We start from the raw sequence: 22668 nt of genomic DNA on the forward strand, positions 1-22668 counted from the left end.
GCCGGGTCACCGCCGCGCTGGGCCGTTGGTGACGGCGGGTCGCCGCCGTGGCTGGGCTGTCCGTGCGACGGGTCCCCGCCTCGGCGCGCGGGCCACTGGCGGGGCGGTTAGCGTCGGCCGCAACACGGTTTCAGTTATGGGAGGTTGGCAGTGCAGCGGTGGATCATTGTGACGGCCCTCACCACGGCCCTCGGCGGGCTCACGGCACCCGCCCTGGCCGCCGACCCGGCGCCGGCCGCGGCTTCGGTGGCCGCCCCGGCCCGGGTGCGGGACGGGGACGCGGCCCCCACGGGCGTCACTCTCGGTGAGGCCCGGATCGACCCGAAGGTGCCCGGCCGGGTCCGGGTCGACGTCGAGTACGTCTGCGGGGTCGCGGAGGAGGCCCGGTCGCTCACCGTCTCGGTCGAGCAGCGGGACCCGGAGGACACCTCCTCGATGGCCTTCGGCTCCAGCCGGACGGCCGAGGCGGACGTGATCTGCGACGGCACGGCGCGGCAGCGGCAGCTCGTCGTCCAGTCCAAGACGGTCAACTGGATCCCGGGCGCGGACGCCGTCCTGATCGCCACGGTCTCCGACCTCGGCGCCACCCCGCCCGCGTCCTCCGACGCCCGGCGGGTCCCGCTCTTCGGCTCCTGATGCGTCCGCGGGCCCGGGCCGTGGCCGCCGTGCTCCTCGGCGCCGCCCTCGCCGCCTGCTCCGTCCGCGTGGGCGGCCCGGACTCAGGCCCGGACTCAGGCGTGACCTCGGGAGCGACCTCGGGCGTGACCTCGGGCCCGGGGCCGACCGGGTCCGTTTCGGCGACCCCGGCCGCCTCGACGTCCTCGGCCACCGCTCCCGCCCCGGGGGCGGTGGCCATCAGGGACTTCGCGTTCGAGCCGGCCGACTTCACCGTCCGCCCGGGCGCCGTCGTCACGGTCCGCAACGCCGACACCGTCGACCACACCCTCACCGCCCAGGACCGCAGTTTCGACACCGGCACCATCGCCCCGGGCACGTCCGCGACCTTCACCGCGCCGGCCCGGCCGGGCGCCTCCTCGTACCTGTGCACCCTGCACCACTTCATGCGGGGGATCCTGACGGTGTCCTGAGCCGACCGGTCCGTCGGCCGCGCGGGTGCCGGCCGCTCCTGAATCGCAAGCCCACAGGTGAACGGGGCTGCTGCTATCCGCCGCCATGTTCTACAGTTCTGTAGAACTAGGAGAACAGTGAACGGGGGCACGGCATGGACAGGCCGCTTCGACTGCCGCAGCAGGATCGGGCCGACTTCGAGACGGAACTGGGGAGGGCGCTGGCCGGGTCGCAGGTGCGGGCGGCCCTGCGGGCGGTGGGGGACGAGGGGCCGGGGGTGGAGCGGTTGCGGCGGAGCGCCCGGGAGAACGCGGAGTTCGTGCTGGCGGCGGCGGCGCCCGAGTACGAGCGGTACGCGGCGCTGCGGGCGGACCAGGACGCGGTGGCGCGGCTGCCGGTGGACGAGCCGGGGCGGCAGCGGGTGTCCGGGTGGTGGGGGGTGCTGGGGGTGATCGTGCCGATCGTCGCCGGGGTGGCCGCCGCGATCTTCCTGCTGCTCGGGTACGCGCTGGGGCTGGCGGACGACGCCGAGGTGCTGGGGCACGCGCTGGTCGGCGCCGGGTGGGTGGCGGCCGGGGTGGCCGCGCTGAGCCTGCTGGTGGGCGGACTGGGACTGCTGGGCGCGGCCTCGCGGTCGAGGTCGGCGGAGTCCGGCGGGGAGGCCGGCGTGCTGGGGGAGCTGGGGCTGGCGCGGGACGCCTGGCGGTCGGCGCTGGCGGAGCGCGGCCTGGTGCCGTTCCTGCTGGCGCAGGCGGGCGCGGGGGCGCCCGGCCGGCGCCGCTGACGCCGTCGGCTCAGTCGTGGCGGGTGCGGGCGGCGTCGACGAGGAGGTGGGCGGCGTCGAGCGGGATGCCGAGTCGGCGGGCGATCCACGGGGCCGGGCGGCCGGCCCGGGCGAGCATCCAGGCGGAGTACAACTGGCCCAGCTGCGGGGCCTGGTGGGCGAGGAGGAGTGGGCGCACGGCGTCCATCGGGAAGTCTTCGAGGGCGCGGGCGCTGTACTCGCGGCCGTTGGGGCCGGGCGGGGGTAACGGGAGTGGGCGGCGGGTGTCGAGCCAGCGTCCGAGCAGCACCGCGCCGACCGCCAGGAGGCCGGAGCCGGAGGCGCCGATCAGGACGGCGTTGATGACCGGGCGGTCCTCCTCCTCGGCCAGGCCGAGGGCGAGTTCCTCGGCGACGAGCAGGGCGAGGACGGTGAGCAGCACCGCGGCTTCGGCGGGGCGCGGGTAGGGCCGGGACGTCGTCATGGGATACCTCTCCTCGGCGGGGGAGACCGGGGCGGGCGAAGGGGCCGCGGACGGCGGTGGCGGCAGGGCCGACGTGTGGGACGTGGCGCCAAGAAGACTTGACGTTGCGTCAGGAAGTCCGTACGACGGGCGTGTTCACCGTCTCGACCGTGCTCACCGTCTGCCGGAGGCGGACCGGGGCGTGCGGGGGTGGGGGCGGGTGGTGCGGCCCGCACTGCTGCTGTCCATGCGTCTCGCCTCCTTCCGGTCGGGCGCGCCATGCTGGTGCGTTCGTCGACGGGGCAAGGGGGGGTCATCCTCGGACTTCGGGACAGCATAGCCCGGCCCTCACGCCAACTTCGACACCCTTGTCGAAGTTGGCGCCGGTGGGAGAGCACGCCGTTGGACGATCGACCAGGTGGGGCCGGGTGCGGCTGATGTGCGGGCCCACTCGCGCCCGGCCGGTCGCCGCCGCTTCAATCGCCGTACCGAAGGAACGGGACCGGCCGGGGGCGATGGAGCGACATGGATCTGAACACGGTGGCCGACCGGAGGGAGTGACGTTCGGTCCCGCCCTGGTTACCCTGGGTCGCGCCGTCGGACGCGCCCAGGGAGGCCGGATGGGACTCACCAGTCACAAGCTGCTGGCGCTGGCGGCGCTGTTCGCGGTGTGCACGGTGCTCGGCACGCTCTGGGTCTGGCCCCGGCTGGCCGTCCGCAGCTGGCCCGCGGTGTTCCTGCGGCTCGGGACGATCGCCGTCACCCAGTTCGCGCTGCTGGCCACCCTCGGGCTCGCCGTCAACGACGACTTCGTGTTCTACAGCAGTTGGTCCGACCTGTTCGGGCGCGACCGCGGGGCGGGCGTCATCCAGGCGGGCGGCCCGTCTGCCAGCCCGACCGTCGTTCCGTCCGGAGGGCCTGGCGGCACCCCCGGCGGCACCCCGGCCGAGGTGCCCGCCGGGGTGCAGGTGCTCGGCACCGCCGAGATCACCGGCGCGGACGGGGCCGACCGCGGCCCGGCCACCATCGGGCGGCTCGACCGGGTGCGGCTGCCCGGCGGCACCACCGGGCTCAGCACCGACGGGTACGTCTACCTGCCGCCGCAGTACTTCCGGCCCGGCGCCGAGACCCGGCACTTCCCGGCGGCCCTGGTGATGACCGGCTTCCCGGGGGACGCCGCCAACCTGGTCACCAAGCTGCGCTACCCGGCGTACGAACTCGACCTGCTGCGCCGGGGGGTGATGAAGCCGACCGTCCTGGTGCTGGTGCGCCCCTCGCCGTCGATGCCGCGCGACAGCGAGTGCGAGGACGTCCCGAACGGCCCGCAGGCCCAGCGCTACTTCACCACCGACGTGCCGGCCGACCTGCGGGCCTCCTACCGGGTGCTCGACGGCACCGGCAGCCTCGGCGTGATCGGCGACTCCACCGGGGGCTACTGCGCCGTCAAGCTCGGCATGGTCCACCCGGAGACCTTCCCGGTGGCGGTCTCGCTGTCCGGCTACTTCAAGGCCGCCGAGGACGTGACCACCGGCGACCTCTTCGGCGGCAGCCGGCAGCGGCGCGACGAGGCCGACCTGAACTGGCGCCTGGCCCACCTGCCGATGCCCGCCCTGGCCGTGCTCCTCGCCGACAGCAAGGAGGACGGCCACGGCTACGCCGACTCCGTGGCCTTCGCCGCGGCCGCCCGCCCGCCGCTGGTGGTCGCCCAGGCCACCGTGGAGACCGGCGGGCACAACTTCACCACCTGGACCAGGCTGCTCCCGCCGTCGCTGACCTGGTTGAGCGACCACCTGCACGACCCGCAGTGACACCAGCCGCGCGGCGGGCACGCGCCGGGCACGTTCTGGTGCCGACGGCCGGACGGCGGCCGAGAACGTCGGCGGGGTGGTCACTCCTGAGCCATTGTGTGGCAGGAGGGTTGCCGGGGGCTCAACTTCAGGATAGGCAAACCTAAGTGCTTTCGGTTCGGGGGTGAGGACGCGCGGAATGACTGTGACCGAGAACCCGACCGCCCGGGTCGACCGGCTCGCCATCGCCCTCGCGGACGGCACCCCGCTGCTCGCCCCGGTCAGCCTCGATCTGCGCCCCGGACGTGTGCACGCCGTCACCGGCCCCCCGGGCGCGGGCAAGACCACCCTGCTGCACGCCCTCGCCGGAGCCCTGCCCCCGGGCGCCCGGGCCACCGGGCTGGTCACCGTCCTCGGCCAGGACGTCCTCTCCCTCGCTCCCGAAGCGCTGCGCCGGTTGCGCCGTCACCGGCTCGCCTTCCTCGGCCAGGACCAGGGTTCGGGCCTCAACCCCCGGACGCGGGTCGCCGGACTGCCCGCCGGGGCCGCCGCCGACCGCGGCCCCGAAGCCGTGGGCGACCTGCTCGCCCGGGTCCGACTGCCCGCCGACCAGCGGCTCGAACGCCGCCTCCCCGGCGCCCTCGCCCTCCCAGGTGCCCCCGCCGGCGGTCAGCAGCGCCGCGTGGCCCTCTCCCGGGCCCTCGCCCGCCGCCCCGACCTGCTGCTCCTCGACGAACCCGGCGCCGGCCTGGACCCCGCCCTGCGGGACGAGATCGCCGACCTGCTGCGCGAACTCGCCCGCCGGCACGGCATCGCCGTCGCGCTCGCCAGCCACGACGCCGCCTTCGTCGCCCGCTGCGCCGACGAGGTGCTCGTCCTCGCCCCGGCCCGCCCCGGGGCGGGCGGCGGCCCCATCCGGACCGGGGCCGGCCGTACGTCCGGACCGGTCGCGGCGCGCACCGCCGTCGGGCTGGCCGCGCTCGGCGTCGAAGCTCACGTCGGGTACGGGCGCGGGCGGCGCCGGATCCTCACCGGGGTCGACCTGCACCTCGCGCCCGGCAGCTGCACCGGCATCATCGGCCCCTCCGGCGCGGGCAAGACCACCCTCGTCCGGGTCCTCGCCGGGCTCCACCCGTCCACCGGCGGCACCCTCACCCTGGACGGCGCCCCGCTGGCCGGCTCGCACCACGCCCGCACCCGCGAGCAGCGCCGCCGCGTCCAACTCGTCCCGCAGAACCCGCTCGGCGCGCTCAACCCGGCCCGGACGGTCGGCGCCACCCTCACCCGTCCGCTGAGGCTGCACCACACGACCCCGCACGAGCAGTGCCCCGGCCGGGTCGCCGAACTGCTGGCCGCCGTCGGCCTTCCCGCCGACCTGGCCGCCCGGCACCCGCCCGAGCTGTCCGGCGGCCAGCGTCAACGCGTCGCCATCGCCCGGGCGTTGGCGGCCGAGCCGGACGTCCTGCTGTGCGACGAGGTGACCTCCGGGCTGGACGCCGACACGGCCGCGGGCATCGTGACCCTGCTGGGCCGGCTGCGCGCCGAGCGCGGGGTGGCGCTGGCGCTGATCAGCCACGACCTACCGCTGGTGCGCGAACACGCGGATGCGGTGGTGCAGTTGGGGGAGGCGCCGGGGCGGGCCCGGACCAGGGGCCCTGGAGCGGCGGGCCCGGGCGCGATGGCGCCCGCCGGCTCGGCGTGGGTGAGGTGACGCGTCGAGCCGGCGGGCGGGTTCGGGGGAGCTGCTGTCAGGGCCTGTCCGGCGAGATCCGGGGGACGCGCCCCAGCTAGGCGCGCCCCAGCAGCGGGAGCGGTGCCCCGGTGCGGGCGGGGAGTTCGAGCCGGGTCAGCAGCGCGGAGGGCGACACCTCGACCACCCGGCAGCCCGCGCGGTGGCGGCAGTGCCGGGCCACCGAGCCGTGCCGCAGCCGGTCGAACCGTCGGCGGGTGGCGGCGCCGAGGACCAGCAGGTCCTCCGGCCCGGTGACGGCGCCGACCAGGGCCGGCCCGGGCTCGGCCTTGACCACCAGCGGGTGGATGACCAGCCCGGCCGGGTAGCCGCCGTAGGCCTGCTCGAAGGCGATGTCCAGCCGCCGCCGGGCGGCGTGCTCCAGTTCGGACAGCGGGCGCAGGCCGTCGCGTTCGCCCGCGTTCCACGCGGCCACCGGCACCAGCACGGCCTCGCTGCGGGCCGCCTCGCCGACGGCGTGGTAGAGGGCGGCCAGACTGCTCAGTGATCCGCTCAGGCCGACGATCACTCGGGTGGTCCCGGTCATGGCCGTTCGCCTCCGTTTCTCCGGTCGGGTACTCCCGGTTCCGTACTCCTTGGTTCGGATGATTCCAGTGAACCCCGGAACCGGTCCGTCCGTACCGCCGCTGATGGCTCCATGACGCCGGTCGCACACTTCTTGACGGCCTTCTGACAGCTCCGGCGCGCCGTGCGGCTCAGCCGAGGCCCGGCACGAACTGGATCAGCAGGTCGATCGCCTTGATGCCGAGGAACGGCAGGATCAGCCCGCCCAGCCCGTACACCCGCAGGTTGCGGCGGAGCAGGTCGGTGGCGGAGGCGGGCTGGTAGCGGACGCCGCGCAGGGCCAGCGGGATCAGGGCGACGATGATCAGCGCGTTGAAGATGATCGCGGAGGCGATCGCCGAGGTCGGGCTGTGCAGTTCCATGATGTTGAGGTGGTGCAGCCCGGGGTAGGCGTTCGCGAACATCGCGGGGATGATCGCGAAGAACTTGGCCACGTCGTTGGTGATCGAGAAGGTGGTCAACGCACCGCGGGTGATGAGGAGTTGCTTGCCGACCCGGATGATGTCGATCAGCTTCGCCGGGTTGGAGTCGAGGTCGACCATGTTGCCGGCCTCCTTGGCGGCCGGGGTGCCGGAGTTCATCGCGACCCCGACGTCGGCCTGGGCGAGCGCGGGGGCGTCGTTGGTGCCGTCGCCGGTCATCGCGACCATGTTCCCGGCGGCCTGCTCGCGGCGCAGGTGGGCGAGCTTGTCCTCGGGGGTGGCCTCGGCGAGGAAGTCGTCCACCCCGGCCTCGGCGGCGATGGCGCGGGCGGTGAGCGGGTTGTCGCCGGTGACCATGACGGTGCGGATGCCCATCCTGCGCAGCTCGGCGAAGCGCTCGGCGATGCCCTCCTTCACCACGTCCTTGAGTTCGACCACGCCCAGCGCGCGGGCGCCGTGCCGGTCGTGGACGGCGACCAGCAGCGGGGTGCCGCCGGCCTCGGCGATCCGGTCCACCAGCGGCTTGGCCTCCATCGGCATCCGCCCGCCGGACTCCACCACCCAGCGGGCGACGGCGCCGGCGGCGCCCTTGCGGATCAGGCAGTTCGTCCCGTCGGGCCAGGTCAGGTCGACGCCGCTCATCCGGCTGTGTGCGGTGAACGGGACGGGCCGCTGCTCGCCGAGTTCGCCGGGGGCGCGGGGCGGCACCCAGTACTGACGGTTCGTCAGTTCGACGAGCGAGCGCCCCTCGGGGGTCTCGTCCGCGACGGAGGCCAACTGGGCGGCCTCGGCGAGCTGTTCGGTGCTCGCGCCGGGCAGCGGGTGCAGTGCGACAGCCCGGCGGTTGCCGTGGGTGATGGTGCCGGTCTTGTCGAGCAGCAGCACGTCGACGTCCCCGGCGGCCTCGACGGCCCGGCCGGAGAGGGCGACGACGTTGCGCTGGACCAGCCGGTCCATCCCGGCGATGCCGATCGCGGACAGCAGTGCGCCGATGGTGGTCGGGATGAGCGCGACCATCAGGGCGACCAGCACCACGGTGGTCTGCGGCGCGTGCGCGTAGATCGCCATCGGCTGGAGCGAGACCACCGAGAGCAGGAAGACGATGGTGAGCGAGGCGAGCAGGATGTTGAGCGCGATCTCGTTCGGGGTCTTCTGCCGGTTGGCGCCCTCCACCAGGGCGATCATGCGGTCGACGAAGCTCTGCCCGGGCCGGGAGGTGACCCGGACGACCAGGTGGTCGGAAAGCACCCTGGTGCCGCCGGTGACGCCGGTGCGGTCACCGCCGGACTCGCGGATCACCGGCGCGGACTCCCCGGTGATCGCCGACTCGTCGACGGAGGCCACCCCCTCGACCACCTCGCCGTCCTGCGGCACGACCTCGCCGGCCGGCACCAGCACCACGTCGTGCAGCATCAACTGCTCGGCGGGGATCACCTCGTGGCGGTGGTCGCGGGTGCCGACCCGCCAGTGCAGCAGCCGCCGGGCGGTGGTCCCGGCCTGGGTGCGGCGCAGCGACTCGGCCTGCGCCTTGCCCCGGCTCTCGGCGACGGCCTCGGCGAGGTTGGCGAACAGCACGGTCAGCCAGAGCCAGAAGCCGATCACCCAGGCGAACACGCTCGGGTGGATCACCGCGCTGAGCGTGGTGAGCGCGGAGCCGGTCTCCACCACGAGCATCACCGGGTTGCGCATCATGGTGCGCGGGTGGAGCTTGCGGACGGCGGCGGGCAGGGCCTCGGTGAGCTGGCGGCGGGTGATGAGCCGGCGGCGGCCGCCGTCCGGGCCGGTCGGCCGGTGGCTCGGGTGGTGGCTCGGGTGGTGCTGCGGTTGGTGCGGCCGGTCGTCCGGTCGGTCGTGCGGGGGTTGCTCGCGGACGCCCTCCGGGCGGCGGAACCAGTCGGTTCGGGGCGTGGTGGTGTCCGGGGGAGTGAGGGCCGAACGGCGCATCGTCTCGGAAGACCTTCCGGGCCGCCCCGGGCTGCGGGGCAACGGGGCGGCGGACTCGGTGGCGGCGGGGACGGCGGCCAGCCCACCACCGGATCCGCGCCCGCCACGCGCCTCTTGACGCGGGCTTGGCGTGCGGGCGGCCGTCCTTGACGGCTCCCTGACATCCGGACCGGGTGGGCATTCGGGCGGTCGTACGGACGTTCGGGGTCGGGTGCGGCCGTACGGGTGATGACCGGGGCGGCGGATGTCAGGAAGGCGTCAAGGACGCACGGCGGAGCGTAGGCCACGCGTCAAGGCCCGGTGCGATCGGCGTTCGGTGGGCATCCACTGGAACCGAGGGCCGCACCACGGTGGCCCGCCCGAGCCCGAGGAGCCTTCCGTGAGCAGCACGATCGTCACCGCCGTCGACCAGTCGCCGCGCCGCCTGGTCCGCCTGGTGCCCGCCGGTGTCCGGCAGGACCGGCAGGAGCTTCAGGACAGCCCCGAGCCGCCCGAACCGGCGCCCGCGCCCACGGTCGGCCGCGACCGCGGCCGCCCGGCGCACTGCCGGATCGCGATGCAGTTCGAGGACTGACCCCGCCCACCGCGTGCCGCAACCCCGCCCCGCCCCGTAGGAGTACCGCCATGACGCAGCTGACCGCCCCGTCCGTCCCCTCCGCCGTCCCCGCCCCCTCCACCGGCACCTCCACCGCCCGCCCCGACGCCCCGGCCGTCGACGCGCTCGGCGGCCCCTGGCCGGCCTCGGCGCGGCCCGGCCCCGGCGGCGACGTGCTGGTCGGCGGGGTGGGGCTGGCGGAGGCGGCCGAGCGGTTCGGCACCCCGCTGTACGTCCTGGACGAGGCCGAGGTGCGCAACCGCGCCCGGGCGTACCGGCGGGCGCTGCCGCACGCCGAGGTGCTGTACGCCGCCAAGGCGTTCCTGTGCAGCGCGATGGCCGACTGGGTGGCCGAGGAGGGCCTGGGCCTGGACGTCTGCTCCTCCGGCGAGCTGTGGCTGGCCGCCTCGGCCGGCTTCCCGGCGCAGCGGATCCTGCTGCACGGCAACGCCAAGTCCCCGGAGGAACTGCGGCTGGCCCGGCGGCTGCGGGTCGGGCGGATCGTGATCGACGGACCGGCGGAGATCGCCCGGCTGGCCGCCCTGGTGGCCGCCGACACCCCGCAGCGGGTACTCGTCCGGGTCGTCCCGGGGATCGCCGCCGGGCACCACACGGCGGTCCAGACGGGAGTGGGCGGGCAGAAGTTCGGCTTCCCGATCGAGGGCGGCGACGCGGCCGACGCGATCGCCCGGGTGCTCGACCAGCCCGGGCTCGAACTGGCCGGCCTGCACTGCCACCTGGGCTCGCAGATCACCGAGGTCGAGCCCTACCTCCAGGCGGTGGACGCGCTGGTGCGGCTGCTCGCGGAGATCCGGGAGCAGCACGGCGTGGAACTGCCCGAACTGGACCTCGGCGGCGGCCACGGCATCCGCTACCTGCCGGGGGACGCCGAGTTCGACGTCGCCGACTTCGCCGTCCGGGTGACCGACCGGCTGGCGGTGCGCTGCGCCGAGGCGGGCCTGGAGGTGCCGCGGCTGATCGTCGAGCCCGGCCGCGCGCTGGCCGGCCCGGCCGCCGTCGCCGTGTACCGGGTGCTGTCGGTGAAGCACACCGCGGACGGCCACTGCTTCGCCGCCGTGGACGGCGGGATGAGCGACAACCCGCGCCCGGCGCTGTACGGATCGCCGTACAGCGTCCGCCTGGTGGGCCGCCGTTCGGAGGCGGGCGCGGCCCGGGTGGACGTGGTGGGCCGGCACTGCGAGGCCGGCGACGTGCTGGTCCGTGACGCCGTGCTGCCCGCCGACCTGCGTGCGGGGGACCTGCTGGCCGTCCCGGCGGCCGGGGCGTACCAGTTGTCGATGGCCTCCGGCTACAACCTGGTCGGCCGCCCGGCGGTGGCCGCCGTCAAGGACGGCCGGGCCCGCCTGCTGATCCGCCGGGAGACGGTCGAGGACTTCCGCCTCCGCGAGGTCGGCCGGTAGCCGAATACCGTTGCGTGAGAAGTCGGCCCCGCCGACTTCTCTCGCAGCTCTGGTAGCTAGAAGGCCGTGTGGGTCAGCCAGTGGTCCAGCAAAGCGCGGTCGCCCGTCACCGTCACCCGGTCGTCCTGCGGTGGGAGGCGGCGGGAGAGCACCAGCATGAGGTCCGCCACCGCGCCCGACACCACCACGTCGGCCTCGACCCGCCCGCGCTCCCACCGCAGCGCCTCGGGCGCCCTGGTGACCACCCAGCCCTCCGTGGACCTCGGCCGGAACCCGACCCGCTCGCCCCGGCCGCGCAGCTCGGCGACCGCCGGCCTGACCGACTCGAAGGCCGGCGTGCACAGCAGGTCGAGGTTCTCGCTGATCACGTCGGCCGCGAGGTCGTCGGCGATCTCGAACGCGGTGCCCGTCGCCGACGCCGCGTCGTAGTGATGGACGCAGGTGTCGCTCAGCTGCCTGCGGAGCCAGAACGCCGCCGGCCGTGGCCCGAAGAACGTGGGCAACTCGGTGTCCGCGCCGGTCTCCTGGACCGCGCGGACCAGGTCCTCCGCGCCCTCGCGCAGCCACCGAGCCCACCCGTCCGGGGCGCCGGGATCGGCCTGCCACGGGTCGGGGGCGGGCAACTGCTCGCGCGTGCGCACGAGTTCGGCCGCCCACCGGTGCTCCTGGCCGACGTGCCCGACGAGGGTGCGCAGCGGCCACTGCGGGCAGGTGGGCACCGGGGTGTCCGGGTCCCTTCCGGCGACCGCGCGGCCTGTCCTCGCGCTCTGCTCCCGCAGTCCCTCCACGAGCCGTGCGGTGTCCAGTGTTGATGTCATGACGGCGCTCCTCTCTCGGGGTTACCTGGGTACGGTAGGAACTCCAGTCCGGTGGAGGTTCAAGTGCCTTTGCTCGATGAGACGTTGGGGATCGGCGAGCTGGCCCGGCTGACCGGCGTGCCGGTGCGGACCATCCGCTTCTACTGCGACGAGGGCATCGTCGACTCGGTGCGCAGCACGGGCGGGCACCGCAGGTTCGACCACGTGGCCGTGGAGCGGCTGGGCCTGGTCAGACGGCTGCGCAGGCTCGGGCTCGGGCTGCCCTCGGTCAGGCAGGTGCTCGCCAGAGAGCGTTCCGTGGCCGAGGTCGTCGCGGCCGAGCGGGCCGCGCTCGACGTGCGGCTCGCGGACCTGGCCTGGCGGCGGGCCTCGCTGCGCGCTGTCGAGGAGGCCGGACCGGCCGACCGGGCCGCCAGGCTGGAGCTGCTGGCCGCGATGGAGGGCGGGGGAGCCGCCCGTGACGCGCTGATCGGCTTCTGGAGGCGCGCGATGGCCGCCCCGGTGTCGGAGGCGATGCTCACCGCGTTCGTGGCGATCGCCGTACCCGAGCCGCCCGCCGACCCGACCCCGCCGCAGGTGGTCGCGTTCGCCGAACTGTTCGCCCTGGCCGGTGACCGGGAACTGAGCCGCGGCCTGCTGGCCAGGGCGCGGGCCGGCGCCGCGCTGATCGCCGACGAGGACGAGTTGGTGAGCGGGATCGGCGAGGCGTGCGCGCTGGCCCAGCCCCTGGTGCGGGCGGGTGAGCAGCCCCGGGCGGGCCCCGCGCTCGACCGGTTCGTCGCGGCCCACGCCGCCGTCCGCGGCGACCGCGACACCCCGAAGTTCAGGGGCCGCCTGCTGGCTTACGTGGCTGTCGACCGGGACCCGCGGATGCGCCGCTACTGGCGGCTCGTGGCCGAGGCGAGCGGGGATTCGGTCACCGTCGGCCTGTCCTACCTGTGGCTGACCGACTCCCTCGAACGCTCCGCTGCGGGCCTTGGCGGCGCCGCCGGGGTGTGCTGATCGCCGCGCCAGGCCCGTCCGGGTGAACGGCAGCCCGGGTTGCTTCGTCCACGCACCTCGAAGGCGTCAAGCTGGCCGCGAAATCCGTACCCCCGAGGAAAGGCCGGTCGATGGCTCGCGCGCTGATCGTGGTGGATGTGCAGAAGGACTTCTGTGAGGGGGGGAGCGTCCCGGTCGGCGGGGGCGCCGACCGGGCCCGGGCGATCGCCGAGCTGGTCCAGGGCCCGGAGCGGGAGGGCTGGGCGCGGGTGGTCGCGACCCGGGACCACCACATCGACCCGGGCCCGCACTTCTCCGCGCGGCCGGACTTCCGGGAGTCCTTCCCGGTGCACTGCGTGGTCGGCAGCGAGGGCGGCGAGTTCCACCCGTCCTTCGCGCCCGCCGTCGACGCGGGCGCGGTGGACGAGGTGTTCTTCAAGGGCGCGCACTCGGCGTCCAAGAGCGGGTTCGAGGGCTTCGCGGCGGACGGCACCCGGCTCGCCGACTGGCTGCGCGGCCAGGGCGTGGACGCGGTGGACGTGGTCGGGATCGCCACCGACCACTGCGTGAAGGCGACGGCGCTGGACGCCGTGAAGGCCGGGTTCGCGACCAGGGTGCTGCTGGACTACACGGCGGGCGTGGCCACCGACACCACGGTCACCGCCCTCGGCGAACTCCGGCAGGCGGGCGTGGACCTGACGGGCACGCCGGTCGTGCTGGCCGGATGAGGTTTGCGCGAGAAGTCGGCCCGGCCGACTTCTCGCGCAGGTGTGGTTCAGATGTCTCGATGCCCACCCGATCCACGTGTCGCGGGCGGCACTTGAGTGACTGGTTGAGACCGCTTGTGTCGGTCCGTCAGCTGTGGTGTGTGAGATATGTGGTGCAAACACGACCATTTGTGGCGGGTCGCTGTTAGGGTGCCCATCTGAACGCCAACTCTCCATGATGTGAGCGGCATTGGAAGAGAGGGCGTCGACTCCACCTCCGTAGCCGACACCCGAGGAAGCGCGTGAGAGCCGAAGACGTCCCCCTGCTGTTCCAGGAGCTGGCCCGCGAGTTCGCGGACGTGACCGACATGTCAGTGGCGGCGACCGGCTCGTTGGCCCGAGGCGAGCACCGCACCGGGCCCGCCGGCGACATCGTCTCCAACCTCGACCTGATCCACGTCGTGGCCGACGGGGCCGACGTGCCGGAGGTCCGGGCCGTGCTGGGGCGGACGATGCGGCGGATCTCCGACACGTTCCGGATCGAGACGACGTCCGTCATAGCCATGCTCCCGGCGTTCCGGCTGGCCGGTCACGCCCACTACCGGATCAGCATGCGGCCCGAGTGGTTCTGCGACGGCCTCGGGCTCGGGTCGGAGGCCTTCGACCACTCCGGCCACGACGAGGACGACCCGGGCGAGGCGCTGGCCTGGATGATGCAGCCCGTCCCCTACTACCTGGCCAAGGCGACCATCCTGGACCCGACGACCAACCTCGCCAAGGCCCGCAGGGCGGCGATGCGGCTGGCCGACCGGTTCGACCTGGAGGACATCCGCGAGGGCCTCGACGACCTGCCGGGCTCGCTGCGCACCTTGATCGCCAAGCACGACATCACCCCGCTCGAATCCACCGCCCGCTACCTCGCCGCCCCCACCCACCCCGCCATCGCGCAGCTCGTCCGCGACGCGGTCTTCGTCGAGGGCATGGGCCTGTCGTCCGCCGACTCGATGGTCGTCATGCTGCCGTCCGCCCCGAACTGACCCGTACCGGAGAACACCGAATGCCCACCCGGCAGCACGTGGAGATCCTGCCCCCGCACCCGTTGCGGGCCGGCTACGACCGGGCCCTGGCGCGCGGGTCGATAGCCGACGCGTTCCAACGGCGCCTGGAACCCGCCAACTTCACCCCCGGCTACCTCGGCGCCCTGACCGAGCGGGTCGAACAGGCCCTGGGCCAGGACCCGGGGGACGAGGCCATGCGGTGGCGCCTGGCCTTCCTCCTGCTCCAGAACAACGCCACCGCGGCCGGCGTCGAACGGGCCGGGGAACTGCTCGCCGGCTCCACCCTCCCGCAGGCCGTCCGCCTGGCCCGGCTGGTGGCCGGGATCCGCAGCAGGGCCGACCAGCCGCGTACCGGCCGCCGCGTCCGGCGGGTCAACTGGTCGATCAACAACCGCTGTCCGATGTCCTGCCAGGGCTGCTACAACCCGTTCGCGGCGGAGCAGATCGACCTCGACCAGGCCAGGCGGATCGTCGGGAAGCTGGCCGCGCACGGGACCACCGACCTGGTCCTGGCCGGAGGTGACCCGCTGCTGTGGCCGCCGGTCTTCGACGTGGTTGACCACGCCATCGCCAGTGGTCTCAAGGTCGGCCTCGACACCACCGGCTACACGCTCACCGCCGAGAAGCTCTCCCGGCTCCACGGCCTGTCCTCGCTGCGGCTGCCACTGGACGCCGTCACGCCGGAGGTGCAGCGCGCCTTCCGCCGGAGCCCGGACGACAGGCTCCTCGACGCGCTGCTGGAGTCCCTGGCCCTGTGCGACGCCGAGGGCTTCGACCGGGTGCGGGTGCACACCGTGGCGAGTGCCGAGAACCTCCACCAGCTGCCGGAGCTCGCCGCGGAGGTGCTGTCCCACCCGTCGGTCGCCCAGTGGGTGATCTTCCAGTGGTGGGGCCGGCGGGCCTCGCCGGCCACGGTGCGCAGGCTCGGCGTGGCGGTGGAGGAGGTCCGCGCGGTCGTCGACGGGATCCGGCGCGACCACCCCGGCCGGGAGATCCACCTCGCGGAGAGCAGCGAGCGGGAGCTGCTGAACTGGATGATCCAGTCGAGCGGGCAGGTGGTCACCTTCGGGTCGGGCGCGGAGGAGGAGTTCATCCTGGGCAACCTCCTGACCGACGAGGTCGAGGAGATCCTGACCCATCCGATCCTGGACTTCGAGGCCATGGCGCGGGGGATCCCGGTCACCCCGGGAACCGTGTTCGGCGCTCCGGACGCGGTCCTGGGATAACAGAACGGTTTCGGAGCCCACCCTCTCCGCGCCCAGGTCTTGACGGCGCGGGGAGGGTGGGCGTTTGCTGTGACCCGCTCGTTCGAACCTGTTTGGTTCTGGTTTGTTTTGTGTATTTGAACGTTCAAAACCCTTCAAGCTCCCTCCCCTTGCCTCGCCCTTCCTGCCTCAAACCCTTCCTCGCCACCCCTCAGAGAGGAATGCAATGTCACACCTTTCCCGTCGTGATCTGCTCCGAGCCTCAGGAGCGGGCCTGCTGGCCCTGACCGCCGGCGGCACGCTCGCAGCCTGCGGCGACTCCGGCTCCGGGGGCGCCTCGGGCGGGGACGCCGACACCGGCAACATCACCGTCTGGTCCTGGGCCACGGCCGCCGAAGCCCTGCGCGGGATCGTCCCGGCCTTCCAGAAGGACAACCCGGGGATCACGGTCGACGTCCAGGACATCGGCGAACCGGCCATCTGGGACAAGATCACCGTCGGCCTGGCGGCCGGCGGCCAAGGCCTCGGCGACGTGCTGCACATCGGCTGCGACTACCTGCCCGGATACCAGGAGAAGTTCCCCGGCGGCCTGGCCGACCTCTCCGCGCTCGGCGCCGACGCGCACAAGGACAAGTTCGCCAAGGGCCTGTGGCCCGTCGTCAGCGGCAAGGACGGCCACGCCTACGCACTGCCCTGGGAGGTCAACCCGCTCGGCTTCTTCTACCGCAAGGACTACTTCGACAAGGCGGGCATCGACCCCGAGTCCTTCGCCACCTGGGACGACCTGCTCGCCGTGGCCGACCGTTTCAAGGCCGCCAACCCCGGCGTCGCCCTGATCGGCATCAACAGGGCCGCCAACCCCACCCCCGACCTGGACTTCGTCCAGGCCCTGATGCAGCTCCAGGGCGCCTTCTACTTCGACCTCCAGGGCAAGATCACCGTCGGCTCGGAGGCGGCCGTGCGCGCCCTGACCATCGTCAAGCGGCTGGACGAGGCCGGGCTGATCGGCGACACCCCCGGCGTCCAGAGCTGGCCGCCCGTGATGAAGGCCGGCAAGCTCGCGGTGGCCGCGATGCCCGCCTGGGTCGCGCACTACCTGGAGAAGAAGATCCCCGACCAGAGCGGCAACTGGCGTCTCACCAAGCCCCCGGCGGTCACCCCCGGCGGCAAGCGCACCGCCCTGGTCAACTCCACCCACCTGGCCGTCGCCGCCTCCAGCCCGCGCCGCCGCGCCGCCTGGAAGTTCGTCGAGTACACGGTCACCCGCCCGGCCTCGGTGAACGCCATGTTCAACGCGGGCGGCGTCTTCCCGGCCCTCACCGAGGCCTACACCGACCCGCTGTACGCCGCGCCGAGCGCCTACTACGGCGGGCAGCCGGTGCTCAGGACCTTCGCCGACCTCGCCACCGAGGGCGGCTACCCCACCAACTACTCCGGTGACTACGCCCGCGCCCTCAAGCTCGTCAGCGACGCCCAGGTCAAGGTCCTCCTCAAGGGCGCCGACCCGGCCGCCGTCCTCCAGGACGCCGCCAAGCAGCTCGCCCAGCAGACCGGGCGCGGTATCGCATGAGTGCCGCCAGCCCGCCCGCCGCCCTCTCCAGGAGGTCCGCAGCGCGGCGCCGGTCCCGCCGGCGGCGCGCCGCCGTACCGTACCTGCTGCTCGCGCCCGCCCTGCTGACCTTCGGCGTGTTCAAGGCCTACCCGGTCGTCGAGTCGCTGCTGCTCTCCTTCACCACCGGCTCCGGCGCCGCCACCCGCGACGCAGGCCTCGCCAACTACCGGCGCCTGCTGGACGACCCGCTGTTCTGGACGGCCCTGTCCAACACCGGCGAGATCCTCGTCATGCAGGTCCCGCTGATGCTCGGACTGGCCCTGCTGATGGCCGTCGGCATCAACTCCGCGGTGGTGCGCTGGCGCACGGTGTGGCGTCTCGGCGTCTTCATGCCCTCGGTCACCGGCCTGGTCGCCACCGGCGTGATCTTCGCCTACCTGCTCAAGACCGACGACGGTGCGGTCAACTGGGTGCTGAACGCCGTCGGCCTGCCCTCCGTCGACTGGCTGGGCCAGCCCGTCTGGGCCCGGGCGGCCGTCGTCGTGGTGCTCACCTGGCACTACACCGGATACAACGCCGTCATCTACCTCGCCGGACTCCAGTCCATTCCTAGGGAGTTGTACGAGGCCGCGATGGTCGACGGCGCCGGACCGATCCGCCGCTTCACCTCCGTCACCGTCCCCGCGCTGCGCCCGGTGCTGCTGTTCACGGTCGTGCTCTCGACCATCGGAACGCTCCAGCTCTTCGACGAGCCGTACGTACTGACCGGCGGCGGGCCGGACAACGCCACCCTGACCGTCTCCATGTACCTGTACCAGAACGGCTTCCGGTACTACGACTTCGGCTACGCCTCCGCCGTCGCCTACGCGCTCACCCTGCTCGTGACGGTGCTCGGCGCCGTCCAGATGCGCCTGATGGGAGAGCGCGACAAGTGACCTCCCAAAGCGATACCTCCAAGAGCGATACCCCCCAGAGCGAGGCCTCCGAGCGCGTGAACCCCCTCAAGAAGCTGCGCGGCTGGCCGCTGACCTTCCTCCTCGCCGGCATCACCGGGCTGTCGATCGCCCCCTTCTACTGGCTGGTGGTCTCCGCCACCCGCAAGGACACCGAGGTCTTCGACTGGCCGCCCAAGCTGCTGCCCGGCGGGAGCCTCGGCGAGAACCTGAGCCACCTGGAGCAGAAGATCGGCCTGCTCAGGGTCGTCGGGAACTCCCTGCTGGTGGCGGGGGTCCAGACGCTGGGCGCCCTCGTGGTGGCGCTGCTCGCGGGCTACGCCTTCGCCAAGTTCCGCTTCCGCGGCCGGACCCTGCTGTTCGCCCTGCTGTTCTCCACCCTCGTGGTGCCCGAACAGGTCATGCTGGTACCGCTGTTCAAGATGATGACGAACTTCGGCCTGCTGGACACCTACCAGGCGCTGATCCTGCCCGGCCTGTGCGTGCCCTTCGCCATCTTCCTGATGCGGCAGTCGCTGAGCAGCCTGCCGGACGAACTCCTGGACGCCGCCCGGGTCGACGGCGCGGGCGAGTTCCGGGTGCTGTTCAGCGTGGTGGTACCGGTCATGAGGCCCGTGCTGGCAGCCCTCTCGATCTTCCTCTTCCTCGGCTCCTGGAACCAGTTCGTCTGGCCGCTGATCGCTCTGCGCAGCCCCGGGATGCACACCCTGCCGGTCGCCCTCGCGACCCTGCACGGCAACAAGAGCAACACCGACTACGGCGCGATCCTCTCCGGCACCGCGCTGTCCACCCTGCCGATGATGGTCCTCTTCCTGGTCCTCCAGCGGCAGTTCATCTCCGGCCTGCTGGCCGGCGCCACGAAGGGCTGAACATGACCGAGATCTGGGAACCGCACGCCCCCGCCGTCGCCGGCGGCCTGCGTTCGCTCTACGTAGAGGGCCTGGACCTGCGGGTCAGCGGGAACGCGAGCGCCCGCGGGGCGGGTGACGGAATCGTCGAGGTGACCGCCGAAGGGACGGGCGACGTCCGGATCGAGTGGCGGGTGCCGTGCGTGGACGCCACCGCGTTCTGGACGCCCGAGCCGCGCGGCACCGGCTGGCTGCCCGCCGCGTGGAGCGCTCCGCGCCGCACCAGCCTGGCCAACGGCGCCCCGATCGCCGCCCTGATCGGCACCGGCGACCTCGCGATCTGCGCCTTCGCGGCCGAGCGCGCCGACGTTCTGGCCGGCGCCGGAGTGCTGGAGGAGACCGGGGAGTTCCGGTTCTGGGCGCAGGCCGCCGGCCGGCTGACCGTCCGCATCGACACATCCCGCCGGCACTTCGCCCGCTGCCTGGCCGGCCTCGCCGCCTGGTGGTGGACCGACCGCGAGGCCGACATCCCCGAGGCCGCGCGCCGCCCCGCGTACTCCACCTGGTACTCGATGCACCAGGACGTCACGCCCAAGGGCGTCGAGACCCAGGCCGCGCTCGGCAAGGAGCTCGGCATGGACGTCATCATCGTCGACGACGGCTGGATGACCGCCGACCGCACCCGCGGCTACGCGCACTGCGGGGACTGGGAGCCGGTCTCGCTGCCCGACACCGCCGCCCACGTCCAGCGCGTCCACGACCTCGGCGTGCAGTACCTGCTCTGGTACGCGCTGCCGTTCATCGGCAAGGACAGCGCAGCCTTCGAGGCGATCGGCCGCTACGCGCTCGCCGACGCCGCCCACATGGGCGCGGTCGTCGCCGACCCGCGCTACCCCGAGGTCCGCGAGTTCCTGACCGGCCGGCTCGCCCGCGCCGTCGAGGAGTGGGGCATGGACGGACTGAAGGTCGACTTCGTCGACTGGTTCGCCCGCGCCGACGCGCCGGAGGCCGGGCCCGAGGCCGACTGCGCCACCGTGGACGAGGGCGTCGAGCGGCTGCTCGCCGCCATCCGCCGCCGGATCACCGCGGTCAAGCCGGGGGCGATGATCGAGCACCGCCAGCCGTACGTCAGCCCCGGCCTGTGGCCGTACGTCACCATGGTCCGCGCCACCGACTGCCCGCTCAGCCCGCAGGAGAACCGGCAGCGCACCATCGACGTGCGGCTCGCCGCCGGGCCCGTCCCGGTCCACGCCGACATGCTGATGTGGCACCCGGCCGAGCCGCCCGAGCAGATCGCCTGCCACCTGATCAACGTGCTGTTCTCGGTGCCGCAGGTCTCCGTCGACCTCGCGGCGCAGAGCCCCGGGCAGCGCGAGGCGATCGCCTTCTGGCTCGGCGTCTTCCGCGAGCACGTCGCCACCCTGCAGCTCGGCGAGCTGCGCCCGGCCCGGCCGGACCTCGGCTACCCGATGGTCACCGCCGTCGGCGGCGGCACCGTCGCGGTGGCCCGCTACGCCGCGCTGCCGGTGGACGTCTCCGGCGCGGACTGGCGCACCCTGCTGGTCGCCAACGCCGACGCCGACCCGGACGTCCGGCTCACCGGCGGCGGCGGGACGGCCGAGGCCACCGTGCAGGACGCCCGAGGGCGTATCGTCCGGCAGGGCGAGGTCGAGCTCGACCGGGCGGGCGGCATCACCGTGCCGCGCGGTGGGCTGCTGACCCTGCGCCGTCCGTAGAACCGAGCAGTGGAACCGAGCACCCGTCAGACCCGAGCAGCCGTCCTGGAGCCTCCGATGCCCGAGGGAACACCCCGACCGCGCCGCGGCGCCACCACCATCGAGGAGGTGGCCCGCGCGGCCGGGGTGTCCCGGCAGACCGTCTCCAACGCGCTCAACGCCCCCCAGCGGGTCCGCCCGGACACGCTGGCCCGGGTGACCGCGGCGATCCGCGAACTCGGCTACCAGCCCGACCAGTCGGCGCGTTCGCTGCGCAGCGGCGCCCGGCGCACCCTCGGCTACCTCGCCCCGGTGGACGACCCGTTCGACCCCAACCCGCTGATGGCCGGCTTCCTGGAGGCGCTGGTCGACGCGGCGGGGGCGCAGGGGCAGCGGGTGCTGCTGTTCCGTCCGGGGCAGGGTGCGGCCGAGAGCGGGGTCCAGCGGGCGGCCGGCCCGCTGGCGGCCATCGACGAACTGGTGGCGGCCCGTCAGGTCGACGGGCTGGTGCTGGCGGACGTGCTGGGCGATGACCCCCGGATCGGGCACGTCGTCCGGGCCGGCCTCCCGTTCGTCGCCTTCGGACGGACGGGCCCGGGGCAGCCCCAGCACTGGGTCGACATCGCCAACGACACGGCGATGGCCGTGGTGGTGCGGCATCTGGCGGGGCTCGGCCACCGCCGGATCGGGTACGTCGGCCGCGCCGAGGACCTGCCGTGGATGGCCGCCCGGCGGGCGGGCTTCCTCGCCGAGGCGGCCCGGCTGGGCCTGTCCGCGGTGACGGCGGCGCGGCCGGACGTCGCGGCCGTGCGGGAGCTGCTGCGCGGGCCCGAGCGGCCGACGGCCTTCGCGGCGGGCAGCGACCTGCTGGCGCTGGACGTCTACGAGGCGGTCCGGGCGGAGGGATCGGCGGTCGGGCCGGCGGGGGTGGCGGTCACCGGTTTCCACGACACGCCGCTCTGCCGCCACCTGCACCCCGCGCTGACCTCGGTGCGGCTCCCGCTGCGGGCGATCGCCGCCGCCCTGGTGGAGCGGCTGCTCGGCCAGGTGCGCGGGGAGGCGCCGCCGGCGGGCGGTCTTGAGCTGGCCGCCGAGCTGGTGGTGCGGGCGAGTTCCCGGACGGGTCCTTAGGGGGCCCGTCAGGCCTGGGGGTCCTGCTCCCCGGTCGGAGCGACGATCAGCTCGCCCACCAACTGGGCTGCCGCCGCCCGGTGTTCGGCCGCCAGTGCGTCGTCGGTCACCAGCACGTCCAGTTGCTCCAGTGCGGCGAAGGAGGCCAGGCCGACCGCGTTCCACTTGGTGTGGTCGGCCACCACGACGACCCGGCGGGCGGACTGGAGGAAGGTCCGGTTGGTCTCCGCCTCGGCCAGGTTCGGGGTGGTCAGCCCGGTCTCGGCCGAGAGGCCGTGGCAGCCCATGACCAGCACGTTGACGTGCAGCGAGCGGATCGCCTGGTCGGCGACCGGCCCGACCAGCGCGTCGGAGGGCGTGCGGACGCCGCCGGTGCGGATCACCGTCGCGGTGGCGGGGGTGCCGTCCTCGTCGGGTTCCTCCAGCAGCTCCGCGATCCGCAGCGAGTTGGTGACGACGGTGAGGCCCTCGACGGCGCGCAGCTGCCGGGCGACCGCGAAGGTGGTCGTCCCGGCGGCCAGCCCGACCGCCGAGCCGGGCGGCACCAGGGCGGCGGCGGCCCGGGCGATGGCCTCCTTGGCGGGGAGCTGCCAGTTGGCCTTGGTCTCGAACCCGGGCTCGCCGCTGGCCGCCGCCTCCGTCCGCACCGCCCCGCCGTGCACCTTGTGCACCAGGCCGCGGCGGGCCAGCGCGTCCAGGTCGCGGCGGATGGTCATGTCGGACACCCCGAGGTCCCGGACCAGTTCGGTCACCCGGACGCCGCCGCGCGCGCGGACCCGCTCCAGGATCAGCACGCGGCGCTGTCCGGCGAGCGGTTGGGCGCTGTCAGCCATCGGGGGGCTCCTCGGGTCGGTGTGGTCGGCGTGACCGTTCGGCCGGCCGTCCGTCCAGCCGTCCGTTCGACTGGCCGCCCGGCGGGCCAC

The 22668-nt window shown here is 74.0% G+C and carries 21 protein-coding genes; 16 read left to right on the forward strand and 5 right to left on the reverse strand.

The genetic code is table 11. From position 1 onward, the window contains the following. The first annotated feature begins 150 nt into the window (after window positions 1-150). The 3 genes from ACIP37_RS04375 (at window position 151) to ACIP37_RS04385 (ending at window position 1852) form a co-directional block, all read left to right on the forward strand. Window positions 151-636, forward strand: coding sequence for a hypothetical protein (locus ACIP37_RS04375; protein WP_363632705.1), 486 nt, complete (start codon window positions 151-153; stop codon window positions 634-636). A 125-nt stretch (window positions 637-761) separates the two neighbouring features. Then, window positions 762-1088, forward strand: coding sequence for a cupredoxin domain-containing protein (locus ACIP37_RS04380; RefSeq protein WP_400803386.1), 327 nt, complete (start codon window positions 762-764; stop codon window positions 1086-1088). A 134-nt stretch (window positions 1089-1222) separates the two neighbouring features. Further along, complete coding sequence (locus tag ACIP37_RS04385) at window positions 1223-1852, forward strand: hypothetical protein (protein ID WP_363579905.1); 630 nt, start codon at window positions 1223-1225, stop codon at window positions 1850-1852. Between the two features lie 10 nt (window positions 1853-1862). Here the strand turns inward: ACIP37_RS04385 and ACIP37_RS04390 are convergent, their stop codons facing one another. Further along, on the reverse strand, window positions 1863-2315 hold the full coding sequence (locus ACIP37_RS04390) for a hypothetical protein (protein ID WP_363579906.1): 453 nt from the start codon (window positions 2313-2315) through the stop codon (window positions 1863-1865). Between the two features lie 599 nt (window positions 2316-2914). Here ACIP37_RS04390 and ACIP37_RS04395 point away from each other — a divergent pair. Together ACIP37_RS04395 and ACIP37_RS04400 are read left to right on the forward strand one after the other, a co-directional pair. Next, window positions 2915-4102 carry an alpha/beta hydrolase gene (locus tag ACIP37_RS04395; protein WP_400803382.1) on the forward strand — a complete coding sequence of 396 codons (1188 nt, stop codon included), beginning with the start codon at window positions 2915-2917 and terminating at the stop codon, window positions 4100-4102. A 178-nt stretch (window positions 4103-4280) separates the two neighbouring features. After that, on the forward strand, window positions 4281-5792 hold the full coding sequence (locus ACIP37_RS04400; protein ID WP_400803379.1) for an ABC transporter ATP-binding protein: 1512 nt from the start codon (window positions 4281-4283) through the stop codon (window positions 5790-5792). Window positions 5793-5868: 76 nt separating this feature from the next. On the opposite strand, the gene ACIP37_RS04405 is transcribed toward ACIP37_RS04400, so the two are convergent. Continuing rightward, window positions 5869-6357, reverse strand: a complete 489-nt coding sequence (locus tag ACIP37_RS04405; RefSeq protein ID WP_063346559.1) for a universal stress protein — start codon at window positions 6355-6357, stop codon at window positions 5869-5871. 169 nt (window positions 6358-6526) lie between these two features. After that, complete coding sequence (gene kdpB, locus ACIP37_RS04410; protein ID WP_400330107.1) at window positions 6527-8761, reverse strand: potassium-transporting ATPase subunit KdpB; 2235 nt, start codon at window positions 8759-8761, stop codon at window positions 6527-6529. 379 nt (window positions 8762-9140) lie between these two features. On the opposite strand from kdpB, the gene ACIP37_RS04415 reads away from it, so the two are divergent. Continuing rightward, window positions 9141-9335, forward strand: a complete 195-nt coding sequence (locus tag ACIP37_RS04415; protein WP_400843281.1) for a hypothetical protein — start codon at window positions 9141-9143, stop codon at window positions 9333-9335. Between the two features lie 50 nt (window positions 9336-9385). Beyond that, window positions 9386-10777, forward strand: coding sequence for a diaminopimelate decarboxylase (gene lysA, locus ACIP37_RS04420; protein WP_363579911.1), 1392 nt, complete (start codon window positions 9386-9388; stop codon window positions 10775-10777). A gap of 56 nt (window positions 10778-10833) precedes the next feature. On the opposite strand, the gene ACIP37_RS04425 is transcribed toward lysA, so the two are convergent. Beyond that, a complete protein-coding gene (locus ACIP37_RS04425; RefSeq protein ID WP_400843284.1) occupies window positions 10834-11595 on the reverse strand; it encodes a maleylpyruvate isomerase family mycothiol-dependent enzyme in 762 nt (253 codons plus the stop codon). Between the two features lie 63 nt (window positions 11596-11658). On the opposite strand from ACIP37_RS04425, the gene ACIP37_RS04430 reads away from it, so the two are divergent. The 9 genes from ACIP37_RS04430 to ACIP37_RS04470 all read left to right on the forward strand — a co-directional run bounded on the left by ACIP37_RS04430 (window position 11659) and on the right by ACIP37_RS04470 (window position 21745). Further along, window positions 11659-12597: a MerR family transcriptional regulator gene (locus ACIP37_RS04430; RefSeq protein ID WP_400843287.1), complete on the forward strand. Its 939-nt coding sequence runs from the start codon at window positions 11659-11661 to the stop codon at window positions 12595-12597. A 110-nt stretch (window positions 12598-12707) separates the two neighbouring features. Continuing rightward, window positions 12708-13304 (forward strand): isochorismatase family protein, encoded by a 597-nt coding sequence (locus tag ACIP37_RS04435; protein ID WP_363626198.1) that lies wholly within the window; start codon window positions 12708-12710, stop codon window positions 13302-13304. A gap of 281 nt (window positions 13305-13585) precedes the next feature. Beyond that, the gene (locus tag ACIP37_RS04440; RefSeq protein ID WP_363632717.1) at window positions 13586-14320 is read left to right on the forward strand and encodes a hypothetical protein; all 735 of its coding nucleotides are present in this window, start codon (window positions 13586-13588) and stop codon (window positions 14318-14320) included. A gap of 20 nt (window positions 14321-14340) precedes the next feature. Next, complete coding sequence (locus ACIP37_RS04445) at window positions 14341-15567, forward strand: radical SAM protein (RefSeq protein ID WP_363579916.1); 1227 nt, start codon at window positions 14341-14343, stop codon at window positions 15565-15567. Between the two features lie 205 nt (window positions 15568-15772). Continuing rightward, window positions 15773-17116, forward strand: a complete 1344-nt coding sequence (locus ACIP37_RS04450; RefSeq protein ID WP_363579917.1) for an extracellular solute-binding protein — start codon at window positions 15773-15775, stop codon at window positions 17114-17116. Continuing rightward, the gene (locus ACIP37_RS04455) at window positions 17113-18033 is read left to right on the forward strand and encodes a sugar ABC transporter permease (RefSeq protein WP_363579918.1); all 921 of its coding nucleotides are present in this window, start codon (window positions 17113-17115) and stop codon (window positions 18031-18033) included. The genes ACIP37_RS04450 and ACIP37_RS04455 overlap by 4 nt, the downstream gene beginning before the upstream one ends. Before the next feature lie 56 nt (window positions 18034-18089). Beyond that, on the forward strand, window positions 18090-18920 hold the full coding sequence (locus ACIP37_RS04460; protein WP_363579919.1) for a carbohydrate ABC transporter permease: 831 nt from the start codon (window positions 18090-18092) through the stop codon (window positions 18918-18920). Between the two features lie 2 nt (window positions 18921-18922). Continuing rightward, the gene (locus ACIP37_RS04465) at window positions 18923-20635 is read left to right on the forward strand and encodes a glycoside hydrolase family 36 protein (protein WP_363632721.1); all 1713 of its coding nucleotides are present in this window, start codon (window positions 18923-18925) and stop codon (window positions 20633-20635) included. 57 nt (window positions 20636-20692) lie between these two features. Then, window positions 20693-21745, forward strand: a complete 1053-nt coding sequence (locus tag ACIP37_RS04470) for a LacI family DNA-binding transcriptional regulator (protein WP_363632722.1) — start codon at window positions 20693-20695, stop codon at window positions 21743-21745. Between the two features lie 8 nt (window positions 21746-21753). On the opposite strand, the gene ACIP37_RS04475 is transcribed toward ACIP37_RS04470, so the two are convergent. After that, a complete protein-coding gene (locus tag ACIP37_RS04475) occupies window positions 21754-22578 on the reverse strand; it encodes a DeoR/GlpR family DNA-binding transcription regulator (RefSeq protein WP_371516085.1) in 825 nt (274 codons plus the stop codon). Window positions 22579-22668: the final 90 nt, after the last annotated feature.

It is taken from the genome of Kitasatospora sp. NPDC088861, assembly GCF_044750105.1.
Taxonomy (GTDB): Bacteria; Actinomycetota; Actinomycetes; order Streptomycetales; family Streptomycetaceae; genus Kitasatospora.

What these genes read in the sequence shown, in the direction of transcription:
- ACIP37_RS04385 (WP_363579905.1), top strand. Translation starts at nt 1,223, where the DNA reads ATGGACAGGCCGCTTCGACTGCCGCAGCAGGATCGGGCCGACTTCGAG.
- ACIP37_RS04390 (WP_363579906.1), bottom strand. Translation starts at nt 2,315, where the DNA reads ATGACGACGTCCCGGCCCTACCCGCGCCCCGCCGAAGCCGCGGTGCTG.
- ACIP37_RS04395 (WP_400803382.1), top strand. Translation starts at nt 2,915, where the DNA reads ATGGGACTCACCAGTCACAAGCTGCTGGCGCTGGCGGCGCTGTTCGCG.
- ACIP37_RS04400 (WP_400803379.1), top strand. Translation starts at nt 4,281, where the DNA reads ATGACTGTGACCGAGAACCCGACCGCCCGGGTCGACCGGCTCGCCATC.
- ACIP37_RS04405 (WP_063346559.1), bottom strand. Translation starts at nt 6,357, where the DNA reads ATGACCGGGACCACCCGAGTGATCGTCGGCCTGAGCGGATCACTGAGC.
- kdpB (WP_400330107.1), bottom strand. Translation starts at nt 8,761, where the DNA reads ATGCGCCGTTCGGCCCTCACTCCCCCGGACACCACCACGCCCCGAACC.
- lysA (WP_363579911.1), top strand. Translation starts at nt 9,386, where the DNA reads ATGACGCAGCTGACCGCCCCGTCCGTCCCCTCCGCCGTCCCCGCCCCC.
- ACIP37_RS04425 (WP_400843284.1), bottom strand. Translation starts at nt 11,595, where the DNA reads ATGACATCAACACTGGACACCGCACGGCTCGTGGAGGGACTGCGGGAG.
- ACIP37_RS04435 (WP_363626198.1), top strand. Translation starts at nt 12,708, where the DNA reads ATGGCTCGCGCGCTGATCGTGGTGGATGTGCAGAAGGACTTCTGTGAG.
- ACIP37_RS04445 (WP_363579916.1), top strand. Translation starts at nt 14,341, where the DNA reads ATGCCCACCCGGCAGCACGTGGAGATCCTGCCCCCGCACCCGTTGCGG.
- ACIP37_RS04450 (WP_363579917.1), top strand. Translation starts at nt 15,773, where the DNA reads ATGTCACACCTTTCCCGTCGTGATCTGCTCCGAGCCTCAGGAGCGGGC.
- ACIP37_RS04455 (WP_363579918.1), top strand. Translation starts at nt 17,113, where the DNA reads ATGAGTGCCGCCAGCCCGCCCGCCGCCCTCTCCAGGAGGTCCGCAGCG.
- ACIP37_RS04465 (WP_363632721.1), top strand. Translation starts at nt 18,923, where the DNA reads ATGACCGAGATCTGGGAACCGCACGCCCCCGCCGTCGCCGGCGGCCTG.
- ACIP37_RS04470 (WP_363632722.1), top strand. Translation starts at nt 20,693, where the DNA reads ATGCCCGAGGGAACACCCCGACCGCGCCGCGGCGCCACCACCATCGAG.
- ACIP37_RS04475 (WP_371516085.1), bottom strand. Translation starts at nt 22,578, where the DNA reads ATGGCTGACAGCGCCCAACCGCTCGCCGGACAGCGCCGCGTGCTGATC.